Annotated in this window: 12 protein-coding genes and 1 pseudogene; 10 read left to right on the plus strand and 3 right to left on the minus strand. The window is 45.7% G+C overall.

Annotation, left to right across the window (positions count from 1 at the left end; genetic code table 11):
- Positions 1-111: 111 nt before the first annotated feature.
- The gene (locus tag L6I86_RS30410) at positions 112-1,650 is read left to right on the plus strand and encodes a lytic polysaccharide monooxygenase (RefSeq protein WP_236292300.1); all 1,539 of its coding nucleotides are present in this window, start codon (positions 112-114) and stop codon (positions 1,648-1,650) included.
- Positions 1,651-2,058: 408 nt separating this feature from the next.
- Here the strand turns inward: L6I86_RS30410 and L6I86_RS30415 are convergent, their stop codons facing one another.
- Positions 2,059-3,069 (minus strand): bifunctional glycosyltransferase family 2/GtrA family protein, encoded by a 1,011-nt coding sequence (locus tag L6I86_RS30415; RefSeq protein WP_236292301.1) that lies wholly within the window; start codon positions 3,067-3,069, stop codon positions 2,059-2,061.
- Between the two features lie 18 nt (positions 3,070-3,087).
- Positions 3,088-4,050, minus strand: coding sequence for a phosphodiester glycosidase family protein (locus tag L6I86_RS30420; RefSeq protein WP_236292302.1), 963 nt, complete (start codon positions 4,048-4,050; stop codon positions 3,088-3,090).
- A 284-nt stretch (positions 4,051-4,334) separates the two neighbouring features.
- Here L6I86_RS30420 and L6I86_RS30425 point away from each other — a divergent pair, with 284 nt between their 5' ends.
- From L6I86_RS30425 to L6I86_RS30460, 9 genes and pseudogenes are all read left to right on the plus strand, one after another.
- A complete protein-coding gene (locus tag L6I86_RS30425; protein ID WP_236292303.1) occupies positions 4,335-5,531 on the plus strand; it encodes a ParM/StbA family protein in 1,197 nt (398 codons plus the stop codon).
- Positions 5,528-5,890 (plus strand): hypothetical protein, encoded by a 363-nt coding sequence (locus L6I86_RS30430; RefSeq protein ID WP_236292304.1) that lies wholly within the window; start codon positions 5,528-5,530, stop codon positions 5,888-5,890. The genes L6I86_RS30425 and L6I86_RS30430 overlap by 4 nt, the downstream gene beginning before the upstream one ends.
- Positions 5,891-5,941: 51 nt before the next feature.
- Entirely contained in the window at positions 5,942-6,400 is a 459-nt protein-coding gene (locus L6I86_RS30435) for a hypothetical protein (protein WP_236292305.1), read from the plus strand.
- A 99-nt stretch (positions 6,401-6,499) separates the two neighbouring features.
- Positions 6,500-6,676 carry a hypothetical protein gene (locus tag L6I86_RS30440; protein ID WP_236292306.1) on the plus strand — a complete coding sequence of 59 codons (177 nt, stop codon included), beginning with the start codon at positions 6,500-6,502 and terminating at the stop codon, positions 6,674-6,676.
- 131 nt (positions 6,677-6,807) lie between these two features.
- A complete protein-coding gene (locus L6I86_RS30445; protein ID WP_236292309.1) occupies positions 6,808-8,655 on the plus strand; it encodes a diguanylate cyclase domain-containing protein in 1,848 nt (615 codons plus the stop codon).
- A 186-nt stretch (positions 8,656-8,841) separates the two neighbouring features.
- Entirely contained in the window at positions 8,842-9,027 is a 186-nt protein-coding gene (locus L6I86_RS35845; protein ID WP_338113465.1) for a hypothetical protein, read from the plus strand.
- Entirely contained in the window at positions 8,955-9,281 is a 327-nt protein-coding gene (locus tag L6I86_RS35850; RefSeq protein WP_338113463.1) for a hypothetical protein, read from the plus strand. Before L6I86_RS35845 ends, L6I86_RS35850 begins: the two co-directional genes overlap by 73 nt.
- A gap of 113 nt (positions 9,282-9,394) precedes the next feature.
- Positions 9,395-9,619: pseudogene (locus L6I86_RS30455) on the plus strand (NAD(P)H-binding protein); the annotation flags it as partial.
- 656 nt (positions 9,620-10,275) lie between these two features.
- The gene (locus L6I86_RS30460) at positions 10,276-10,452 is read left to right on the plus strand and encodes a DUF2524 domain-containing protein (protein WP_236292311.1); all 177 of its coding nucleotides are present in this window, start codon (positions 10,276-10,278) and stop codon (positions 10,450-10,452) included.
- 45 nt (positions 10,453-10,497) lie between these two features.
- On the opposite strand, the gene L6I86_RS30465 is transcribed toward L6I86_RS30460, so the two are convergent.
- Complete coding sequence (locus L6I86_RS30465; RefSeq protein ID WP_236292312.1) at positions 10,498-11,964, minus strand: methyl-accepting chemotaxis protein; 1,467 nt, start codon at positions 11,962-11,964, stop codon at positions 10,498-10,500.
- Positions 11,965-11,969 lie beyond the last annotated feature (5 nt).

Here is an 11,969-nt window from a genome sequence, read left to right on the forward strand (position 1 = left end):
ATCTCAGCTAGTAGAGAATATTACCCTAGGTCTTTCGAAACTGGCTAAACACTTAACAACTGGCTAAGATTGGAAGCTATAATCCGATTACAAAATGTGAGGAGAATCGACATGGTCATAACACAACAGTCCGTATGGGAAAAACTAACGGTAGATTCCCGCTTATTAAAACTGGTAGCTGTACTTGGATTCATGATAGTAGGGTTGGTTTGTACATTATCCTTTACAGGTAAAGCTTCTGCTCATGGCTACATGGAATCGCCTGCTAGCCGGTCGCTGCTGTGCCAACAGGGGACAAACGAAGCCTGCGGCGCTATTCAGTACGAACCACAAAGTGTGGAAGGCAAGGGGGGATTCCCAGCGTCAGGACCGGCAGATGGTCAGATTGCGGGAGCGAGCAAATATTTCGAATTGGATGCCCAGACAACCGACCGCTGGAAGAAAGTTGAGATGAAGGGTGGCGACAATTCGTTCACTTGGAAGTTCACAGCGAATCATTTGACGAAGGAATGGAAGTATTACATAACGAAAATCGGCTGGGATCCTAATAAGCCACTTACCCGCGATCAACTGGAATCGAAGCCTTTCTGTACAGTTGACGGCGGCAATCAGAAACCAGATATGACAGTAACCCATAAGTGTAATGTGCCGACAGATCGGACTGGTTATTATATCATTCTAGGCGTGTGGGAGATCGGCGACACGGGTAATGCCTTTTACCAGGCGATTGACGTGAATGTAACACAAGGCGGCACAACGACACCAGATCCAGAGCCACCATTTGTACTGCCTAACTTCCCAGCAAGTGCTTGGTGCTCTACGCATACGGAAAGCACCATAACGATGCAATGGACGGCATCCGCTGGTTCAGCAGGTATTAAGCAATATGAAGTTAGTCGAAACGGCAATGTCATCGGTACAACGACCCAAACCGAATATACCGACACAGGCTTGCCGGCTAACACCACATTTACGTATACGTTGGTAGCGGTGGATAACAAGGGTAATCGTTCGGGTTCAAGTGCCCCTGTATCGGCAAACACGTTGCCTGCAGTTGTAATACCAGTGCCAGATACGCAGGCGCCAACACGACCGACCGGAGTAACCTCCAGTAACTTGACAGAAACGGCTGCTACGCTAAATTGGGCGGCTGCAAGTGACAATGTCGGAGTGACGAAATATGAAGTGTATCGCGACGGTAAACTAATCAGCACAACGGCTTCAAGGACGTATTCAGATAGTGGCTTGAACGCTTCTACCGCGTACTCCTACACGGTTATTGCCTTGGATGCGGCGAATAACCGCTCCACAGCAAGCGCTGCGCTGACAGTTACAACGAAGTCTGCTGTGGTTCCGCCTGCACCGGGAACAGCTGCGGCTTGGGATACCGCCAAGATCTACTTGGCTGGAGACAAAGTCACGTTTAACGGCGTTGAATATACAGCGGGCTGGTGGACAAAAGGTGAACAGCCTGAAGTATCCGATGTTTGGAAGGCTTCTACCAAAGACGCTATGCCAACTTGGAACAATGTGAAAGCGTACAATGGCGGCGATAAAGTCGTGTATGCAGGGCATACCTACCAAGCAAAATGGTGGACCAAAGGCGAGATCCCTGGCAGTGCTGGGGTGTGGGCACTTATCAACAACTAATAGAAGCAAGAGAACCTCTATCCACATGTGGATAGAGGTTTTTTCTATGGATAGGCGTCGGCTTAAAACCGACAAATCGCAATAAGTGCAGCTAACGCGAAGAACACAATGTTCACGCCGATTTCTCGATATTCCTTTCGAGAAACATGGAATAGAGCGCCAAGAAGAACGATTGTGGCAAGCAGCGTGGAGCGTTACGGACTAATCTATATAAATTAAGCAATACGATCTCAGATAGGCAGATAATTACGTTTAAATCAGTAGATGTTATAGTGGATGATCAGATTAATATCGAAGATATAGCTGCAATCGCTAGTCGTTCAGAATGGCATATCGATGTAAATCGAGATGTGTTTTAGGAGATAAAGGAAAAGTCACTTCCATGAAGGAAGTGGCTTTCTTTGCATGTCAATATACGATCTTTCGCTGTGCCCAATAGCTGAATGAAAATAAGAGGGCTTCTGTTATAAGCTTTGAAGCTATGAGCGGTATGCCGATGTTTTCGTGAAACAGGTACATGAACCCGTAGTTCAATAACATGATAATGATAACGAGGGAGAAATACCGGAACAACGATTTGCGGATAGCCGTTCCGTTTCTTTTGGCAAAAACAAATTTGCGATTCATGGTGTAATTGAATATGGAACTGAACAGTCGGGATCCAATGATGGATACGAGCAAATTGGAGGTCATCCCTTGCAGTAAGAACAGCAGTACGAAATCCAAGATCGCGGCGAATCCCGAAGACGCACAAAATTTCAGGAAAGGATAGTAAACTCTAGCAGAATCGGCGAGTGGACGAAAATGCGAAGATTTATTGTCGTCCAGATAGATGGTGTCGATCGGTACCTCGACCAAGTCGTATCCTACATGAGGTGCCTCGAGAAGCATATTCATTTCATACTCGAAGCGATTGCCTGGAATTTGGCATAGCCAATCCAACATCTCGGAGGAATAGCCCCGCAGGCCAGTTTGCGTATCTTGTATGGGTTTACCCGTCGCCAGGGCGTAAACCATCCGCGTCGCCGAATTCCCGATGCGGCTGCGCAGGGGGACTTTGCCGGTGAATTGTCTGCTGCCCAGTACGATATGATTTCGGTGCTCGCGAACGACTTTCGTGAGTCTTAGAATATCTTCGGGCAGATGCTGTCCATCACTGTCGGCGCAAACAACGCCATCACTTCCACCTTGCTGTCGCACATAGTCAAAGCCCGTCTTCAATGCGCTGCCTTTGCCTTGGTTCATCTTGTGCGTGAGCACGGTACAACCTGCTTGCTTCGCTGAATCAAAAATACCGCGGTATTCTTCACTGCTGCCATCGTCAACGACAAGGATCGAATCGTCGCTAACTTCTTTTAGATGATGGATAAGAGAAATTAACCTTTCGTCCGGCTCGTAGGAGGGGATGAGAATGGTCATGGTATCAGTCCTCCTTGCTTAAGATTTAGGAATAAAGATAATGTCGCTTACGCCTCGTTCGTTGCCTTTACCAAGCGGATTATTAACGACTCTGCCCATAAAATACATCGTGGAAGAACCGCCGCCATCGAGATTATAAGCTTCGGTAGCGCCGAGTTCATGGAAAAGATTCGCAAATTCAGTTAACGTCATGCCACGGCTATAGTTGGTTTTTCGTCCGTCGACCACGACAAACACGAAGTGATTCGACGAGATCATCCCAATGCCGGTACGCGGATTGGCATCTTGAATCGATCGGTTTCCGAAGTTTTTATCAATTTGTACAGCGGAGAAATCTCCGGCTATCTCGCCATCCGTGACAAGGGTAGGGCCGAAGGAAAAGGTGTTTGTTGTTCCCTTAGCGAGTAAATCATCTGAAGAGATCTCCTCTTCGTTATAAGCTTGCAAAGTACCGTTGCTGAGTAAGGCGAGGCCATCACGTGCAGGTTCATCGCGGTAAACGGTACCGCCTCTAATGATGACGCCGTCGTTACGAAAGCCGTAATAGTCGCCGTTGATCGCGAATACTGCGTTGTTGCTTGCAGCAATCGTCGAAGTGTTTTCGATGATGTTTGTGCCGAAGGCATTTTTAGCGAATGCTGTGAGCAGGTTCGTGCTATTGTTGAACTTCACATCAGCAACGAAATAGGTGATCGCATCAGCTCCGGAGCCCGTTTGCACTTGTTTGATGCTAATCGTTTGGTTGTCGTCCTTATAATTCCAGTCATCGTATTGCGGTTGTGACGACGCTACTTGTTTCACGGGCAAATCTTGTGTTACAACGTTATTCGGGGCGACGACAACCTCAACGTGCTCGAATAAATAACGATTAGCAAGCCAATAAAGAATCGCAGCGATGATAAGTAGACATATAGCTATGATGGTGATAATTTTGATTTTTTTTCGCTGACGGAATATGATAATCACTCCTCTTCGGGTCATAAAACTATTTTAGTGCGGCAACCTTTAGCGAATCTTAAATGTCAGCAGGTAACGCAAGCGAGTGATTGTTATCACACTTACATAAAGTTCAAAGTGTACAATTTAACCACTAAAGTTTAAAGTTTAAACGTTAAATTTTAAACTTTAAACGCCAAACTTTACATGCTAAACTTCATTTCCTCCCCCAAATCAAAATTGTTAAAAATTCCTAGTAACCGTCTTAAATCGCTTCTATCAACCGAATCTATTTATAGTATCTATTAAGGTTGGGAGAGGAAATAGACATGGCTAAACATGATATTCTTACCACAACTATTCACTTATCCATTGATAACGGCAGCAGTCATATTAAAGGCATATATGACGATTTGAACAACAGCTTTATTTTCCCGAATGTTGTCGCACAACCTTTTGGGGAGCGCTTTTTGCTGATGGAACAAGGAGATCCCTTGGATTTCTTAGATGTGCAAATTACATCGCCAGCGATTGATACAGAGCAATATCGTCATGTCTACGTTGGAAACTTGGCTATTGGTGACGAAGGAATTGTGCATGAAATTGTAGGAGATAAAGCGGTCCAAAAGAAGGCTCAGCGGCCTGAAACCATGGTTACACTTCTAACGGCTGCGGCATATGCCATTGCCACGAAGCATGAGGATGCGATTAAACGCGGTAAGAATCGTATTAAGGCTACGGTGCACCTAGGAACAGGTCTGCCCATAAGAGAAATTACGAAGTTTAGCGAAGAATTCGCACAGAAGATAACAGGTGGTGTTCATTCTATTACGTTTGTTACGACACCAATGTTTAAAGGCGTAACGGTAGAAATGGAGTTTACGCTGCCATCGGATATCAGCATTGACGATGTGTCAGGTGTTTATGATATGGAGGCTACAACCAAGTCACAGCTATCACATAAAGGCTTCGGGATTGCGGATGTTGGCGGTGTCGATATGGATATTGCCTTCTTCAGACCGGGGCTTGATCTGGATCAACGGCATTCAACGGGAGCTAAAATCTACTTAAACGATGCGTTGGAAAGCATTCGTAATGAAATCAACGCCCAAGGAGAAGAGCTAATCTCAAGCACGGCAGAACTGACGATCATGCTAGTCAACAAGGAGTATGAAATTTACGCTGAGGGTAAAGTGGCTTTTGACATGACGAATCTCGTAAACCGTCACATGCGTATCCTAGCCGAAAAGGTGTTAAAATACGCTCGCAACTCGTGGAAACATGTTCGCTATGCCAATGAGTTTTGGTTTATCGGTGGCGGGGCTATCGTTCTGCAACCGTGGATCGAGAAATTAAATGCCGAATTAGGCTTGCCGATTCGATTTGATAAATCAGAGTACAGTCAATTCCGTAATGTGCGCGGTACTTTCTTTTTGCTGGAGCATGCCTTGAAACATACGAATAATGAAGCAGCGGCAAGCATGGAAACCCAGAAGGAAACTGAGGCTGGGAGCGGAGCGGATTGAAGAAACGGAGATCGACTGTTTTGGTGAGTCCGGGTAAGGATGTGACACTATACATTCCGACAGAAACACCGCCAGAGGTCATTGCGTATATGAACCAGTTAAAAGCTGAAGGCATGTTTAGTCATGGCATTATGGAGATTTTGACAAAGCATATCCTTCACGAACAATCGCTAGCTACGTTGGTAGGCGAAGAGGATCCAAATCACACTATCGAATCATTCGTAGAGGATGATCATTTCTATACCGCACCCATGGAACACCAGGAATCTGTGGATATCCCGGTTTCCAACAGACAGAAGAACTTCAGTTTAGAAGATATATTTCGGCAAGCTGGTCGCAATGCTGGCAAGCTTATGTAGGATTTAATGGGTGGGGTGAACTCCGATCATAATGAAAAGGAGGACATCGACATGTCTAACGGACAAGTAAGTGAGGGTACACGTAATTTTACACTGTCGGATGATATTTTCCGTCAACCAGGTCTAGATTTGTGTTCTCAAATGGTCTACATTATTCTGAAAAGCTTTGGCTCTGAGTCCAATTTCCCTGTGATATCGGAGATTGCCATTCTTGGGAGAATGACGGATAAGCAGGCGATGAAGGCGCTGCAAGACCTTGTTGATCTTAAAATCCTTCCGCACAAACTGTTTCGCCGGATGGTTGGCGATTTCCAAGATGACCGACTCTCATGGGCGGCTAAGGGTTTACTTATCTTTTGCAAAGAGAACCCGCATATTCAATTGCATGACCTGCTGGAGTTAACGAGCCAATCGGGAGAGGACGAACACAGCATTCGAAATTCGTTAAAAGAGTTGAGTCAATACGGCTACTTGGATGAATACCCCGAATGGCTACAAATCGTGAACTGAGATGAGTGAGGATGGTTTGGAGCCAAATGAGACACACTAAAGCGTATGCCAAGGCCAACGTGTCTGGTAATCGAACCATCAACGCAAAGAGGTGATCATGTGAGCGGAAGAAATAATAAGCCGGATAATGACGGCCCAGCAGGGCAGCCAGGCAGGCTTGACCAGTATGGTGACAAGCTGGGATCAAGCAATGAGGCAGAGTTTGAAGCGGCAGCCAATCAAGCATGCGACGTTCCCTCGACAGAGGATTTGAGCGATGAAAGGCAGCACGAATAAGGGGTTTCGTTCAAGGTTACAAAGCAAGGCCATCCTACTTAGGATGGTCTGTTTGATGTCTATCATTTATGGTAATTGAAGAAGATTCTTCATGAGCAGAACAAAAGGAGATCCATGGGTTTTGTCGAATCATGTACAAAAAGAGTCGAATGGGAGGCGGAATGATTCCAACGCAAACGTCAAAAATCACTGTACATAACTTACTAACTACGCCGGCGAATCGTTCCCAACGAAGATTAGCCTTTCTCATTGGCGCTATCGTTTGTTTTATTTCTCTGCTCTCCGTTCCCTTAGCTCGAATAAAACTATCGGAATTGCAAGCGTATCAACCTGCGATTCTGTCAACGGTCATTTGTTTCGAGTTCATAACGGCCTACGTACTATATAGTCAATTTCGGATTAACCGGACACCTTCCGTCATCGTGCTTGCTGCGGGGTATTTGTTCTCGGGTGGTATGAACTTGATGTATGTGCTTACCTTTCCAGGGACAGTGACTTCGTCAGGTTTGTTCCATGCTGGCATGCAGACGGCACCATGGATTTATTTGTTCTGGCATGCAGGTTTTCCTGTGGCCATTTTCTTATATATGCTGCTTGAATACAAATGGAAAGATGTACAGCTAAGCCCACAAATGGCCCGGTATGTCTCATCATTGGCCTTGTTGGCTGTTGTTCGTATCATTGGCGCATCTACCCTGCTTGCAACTTATTTTCATGATAGGCTGCCAATCATTTTACGAAATGGGAACCTTCCCCCGCTATTCACCTATGGAATTGGCTTGCCGATTGTTGCGATTAGCTTGATTGCCCTGGTGGTATTCTATCGGATGTCGAGAGGCAGCACGGTAACTGCTGCTTGGCTTTGTGTTGCCTTGTTGGCCTCACTACTCGACGTTACGATTGTTCTATGCGGTGGGAGCAGGTTCAGTGTCGGTTGGTATGTGGCCAAATGGAACACGTTTGTATGTGCGAATGCGGTCCTGTTAGGAATGATTTATGAATTTACTAGGATGTATATAAGCATGACAGAGTTGTATCGCAAAGTGACCGAGAGTGAGAATCAATATAAGGTTTTATTTTGTGAAAGTCAGCAGGCAGAACATCAAATTGCGAAGCAGAACGAAATTATAAGACAAATGCTGGAGTCAAGTCAAGAAGCCATTGTCATGTGTGATGTGGATGGTACGGTTGTTTTTTCGAATCGTCGATTGGAGCAGCTGTTTGAACAACCGTTGGCGAATGGACAGAAGTTAGCTGAGTATTGTGTCAATATGCACGCGGCGCATGGGACGCTGGCCGAAATCATCGAAAGCTATTTCAATGGCCAGTTGGAACCTTTCCGAGAGCGAATTTCAACGGTGACAAGTGATGGGAAAACGAGCTATTACGAATGTTATGTCAGTCCATTATCGGTTGAAATAGATGGGACCCTTCATGGGCATTTATTCGGTTTCTATAACCGCACGGATGAGGTACGGATGGCCTATTATGATGAGCTGACAGGACTTCCTAACCGAAGATTTCTAGGTGAGCGACTAAAGCAAGTATTGGAGCGTGCAAAAGAAACTCATACACTATTTTCGGTGTTCTTTATGGATTTGGATGGATTTAAACAGGTGAATGACACGCTGGGGCATGAGATGGGTGACAGGCTTCTTCAGGAAATTGCTGGCGTTCTTCAAGGGTGTGTAGGAAGCGATGGGATCTGCGCACGGTGGGCAGGCGATGAGTTTATCGTACTCGTAGAGAATATGGAGAGTAAGGAGAAACTAATCGAAATTGCAGATACAATCATTCAGGGAATCCAAACGTTACGTGAGATTGATGGCATGGAGGTCCAGGTGACGACGAGTATCGGGGTGGCCATCTATCCGAAGGACGGAGTCGAGGGTAAAACCTTGCTGCAGCATGCGGACCAAGCGATGTACGAGGCTAAATTGCGAGGTAAAAACAATTGGTGTATTTCCGGAAGTATATAGGGTTTTATTTCTTACTTTGATGCTGTTAGTGACCGTATGGCAGAGAGCGCTATCCTTTCGGGTGGCGCTTTGGTTTAATTCTTATTACACTGATTAATCACTCATTACTTATGAGAGGAGATTTTCACATGGCAAAAAAACGAAACCATTTCGGTCAATCGCCGAACTGATATTATATCGGCCGCAATTGAGGTTTTTGCGGAAACAGGCTATTATCACACGACGACAGCGCAGGTGGCGCAGCGAGGAGGCATTTCACAGTACCAAAGAGGCGTTGATGCTAGGGCACTGGAGGCCTCTTGGGCAAGAATTGCAGAGTCCTTCTGCCAAGTCATTGCCACCGCTTCACCGGATGGATTGGAGAGGGGCTGATCGCAGCCTATGAGGAGATCCTGACTACTCACAAGCCGGAAATGCTGCTTGAGATGCATGCTCAAACGATGCAGGAGGAATCGATCCGCGAGGCGATCCAGGGTGGTTTTAGAGAGATTCGCGGTATTGTGCTCGAAGCTTTCCAGAAGAACGCGATTTCGAATTCAGAGGAGCGGGCGCTGCTCTTTCTTGCGCGGAGCATGCTTTGCAATATTTCTATGGCACTCAGCTTGCCAGAACTGATGAAAAGTTAAAAGGCTGCAGGGCCGAATTATTTTGTTATTGATCAATCACATACTATCTGATATAGTGACATCATAAAGTTAGTGATTGATCAATTACACTTCAAATTGAGGAGATGTTGGATATGGAAAAAGCAATTGTTATTGGAGCTACTGGAGGAACCGGTGCTGCTGTCACGGAGGAATTAGTGAATAGAGGGATTCCTGTCATTGCCTTCGGGCGTTCGCTCGCCAAGCTAGAGCAGTTCGGTGCTCGGTTGGGCCATCCAGCACACCTGACACTTGCCGTAGGAGACGCTTTCTTAGCAGATGATGTGGCAGCCGCGGCCGTAGATGCCGATGTATTGTTCGATCCCAGCCGTCAGCTTTGAGGAGGGTATTGCGGCTACGATTCATCAGTTGAAGAGGTAGGCTTACTTTTCGTTCTATGTGCGGTCTTTCTTATGGCTTAAATGGATATTGTACATCTAATTTCGTGGAAATTTTATTTTCGGAGGTTTAGATGGATTTAATATTTAATACAGCTAATTTGACCCTAGTCGTACAATTTGGAGAAATAAGCTGAAACTAACATGAGGAAATCCATTTATTGGGTAAAATGAAGCAAAAGCTAAATTTAGATGCAAAAAATCTAATTATTTCGCGACCATTACCAGTTCTCCTGAAATGCAAGTGGATGTGAATCAGGATGGTGTTTTTGACCGCGAGGATGTGAGCAGGTTATTGAGCCAGATTTCAAAGGTAATCGAATAAGCGTTGCACTGCTAATTAGCCTACAAACGATTCAAATCGTTTGCCAGGCTTTTATTTTTTGGATCGTATCAAATTCAATCAATTGCTTATAATAAACTCGCATTGTCTCAAACCTACATCATAAGGAGTGTGAGCAACATGTCAGGTCACAAACAGCAAGGACAATCCAGAAAAAATACAACCACACGTACAGAGGACCAGAGCAGTAACAAGGGTGGAAAATGACGCTGATTGTACATGAGGAGGCTGGAATATGCTCGAAAATGTAGAAAGCAATTATGATTGCGCGAATGCAGGAGATGATTTGCACAATTTAATACAGGAACTTGAACAGTTCCAAGGCTCGGAAGAGCAGTGCAATCGTCTAAAAAATCAGATCCAATTTATACAGAATAAATGCTCCATCACGCATGAGCATAACCCTAAGTAAATAAAAGGTCTATGCCTCATATCAGAGGCATAGACCTTTTTAAATTTAACCCTTCGTCATCCGGTTGAGATCGGAAGTGAGCTTATCAAGCTGAAGGAAGCTCTCTAGGATGTCGCTAATGCGACTGTCTTGTGTCGTCATACTTGCGGACATTTCTTGGATGGAAGCCATGTTTTCTTCGGTAATACCAGCAATCGTGACGATCTGGTCCGTAATTCGCGTGTACTGTTGGTGAAGATTCTCCGCGGATTGTTCCACGTGAGCGGACTGACTTTCCAGGAGGCCCGCATCGGTCGCCAGTGCATGCATAACTTGTACAACTTTCTGCGCGGCATCACTGCCATTCGCTACGGATTGCTGCCCCTGTAAGACCTGCGCCGCGGCTTGCGTTGTTTTCGAGCGAATATCCTCGAGAATCTGCTCGATCTGCTCGGTAGATTGCTGCGAGGTTTCGGCCAATTTACGAATTTCGTGAGAAACAACGCCGAATCCTCTACCGTGCTCACCCGCCCGGGCTGCTTCAATGGCGGCATTGAGCGCGAGCAAATTCGTCTGCGTCGAAATATGCTTAATCGTTGCGACGATGTCGCTAATCCTCGAGTTCTGTCTGTCTAGATCGTTCATTAACTGAACGGAAGAATCCATGGTCTCGTGGGCACTTTTCATTTGAATCTCTAAGGACTCTGCTTCTTCACTCCCCACCTGGGTCAGTTGGGCAGAGCTTACGGATAGATCTCTCATTTCCGTTGAGCGGTCTGCCAAGGATGTGACGGATTGCTCGATCTGTTGAATGGATTCGCTGATATCACTAATACTGGATGTTTGCGTTTCTGTGCTTGCGGTAATTTCCCCGAAGGCTAAGGTGACTTCTCTAGAAATGGAGCCCGTAGCTGTCGCATTCTGCCTCAGATTCGAGCTGAACTGTGTAAGTGAGACTAGAGAGGAGGAGACGAGATTAACCAAATCGACAGATTTGTTTTTCTCCAGGACGGCCTGCTCCCGCTCAGAGAAGATATCTTTTTGTAATTTCTCGCTGAATTTCGTAGATACAAATAAAGGCACAGCGATTAACGCAAGGTACATATACATGTTTACCATATCGTTGTCGCCGAAAATCTCGGTTTTATAAGGGCTTAGGAAGAAGTAGGCCGTTAGAACAACACCCATGAAGCTGGAGAAGGCAATCGCGCGTGAGCTGCCATACAACGTCATAATAGCTAAATTCACGTAGACAAGGAGATAGGTTGTGAAGATGGGTCCCGTCAGTATGAGCAACCAGGTCAGTAGGGTGATAATGGCGGATATGATATACATGATGTAGGTGGTAAGCCAACGTTTGTAGGTAAGAATGGTTGCCAATCCGCTAGTCAATGTGCCAACAACGAGAAGGACAATAATCGAATCCATACCTGCAGCAGTCAGGAAATCGACAGCTATGCCAAGGGCCAGCATTCCCCAAATAATATTCACAAGCAGTTTGTTGCGGCGGTGCAATGTCTCTATGTAATTCATCATCC

Source organism: Paenibacillus allorhizoplanae (assembly GCF_927798215.1).
GTDB lineage: Bacteria > Bacillota > Bacilli > Paenibacillales > NBRC-103111 > Paenibacillus_E > Paenibacillus_E allorhizoplanae.

Coding starts and splice junctions, on each gene's coding strand:
- L6I86_RS30415 (WP_236292301.1), bottom strand. CDS start 3,069: ATGACCATTCTCATCCCCTCCTACGAGCCGGACGAAAGGTTAATTTCT.
- L6I86_RS30435 (WP_236292305.1), top strand. CDS start 5,942: ATGTCTAACGGACAAGTAAGTGAGGGTACACGTAATTTTACACTGTCG.
- L6I86_RS30410 (WP_236292300.1), top strand. CDS start 112: ATGGTCATAACACAACAGTCCGTATGGGAAAAACTAACGGTAGATTCC.
- L6I86_RS30420 (WP_236292302.1), bottom strand. CDS start 4,050: ATGACCCGAAGAGGAGTGATTATCATATTCCGTCAGCGAAAAAAAATC.
- L6I86_RS30460 (WP_236292311.1), top strand. CDS start 10,276: ATGCTCGAAAATGTAGAAAGCAATTATGATTGCGCGAATGCAGGAGAT.
- L6I86_RS30465 (WP_236292312.1), bottom strand. CDS start 11,964: ATGAATTACATAGAGACATTGCACCGCCGCAACAAACTGCTTGTGAAT.
- L6I86_RS30445 (WP_236292309.1), top strand. CDS start 6,808: ATGTACAAAAAGAGTCGAATGGGAGGCGGAATGATTCCAACGCAAACG.
- L6I86_RS30425 (WP_236292303.1), top strand. CDS start 4,335: ATGGCTAAACATGATATTCTTACCACAACTATTCACTTATCCATTGAT.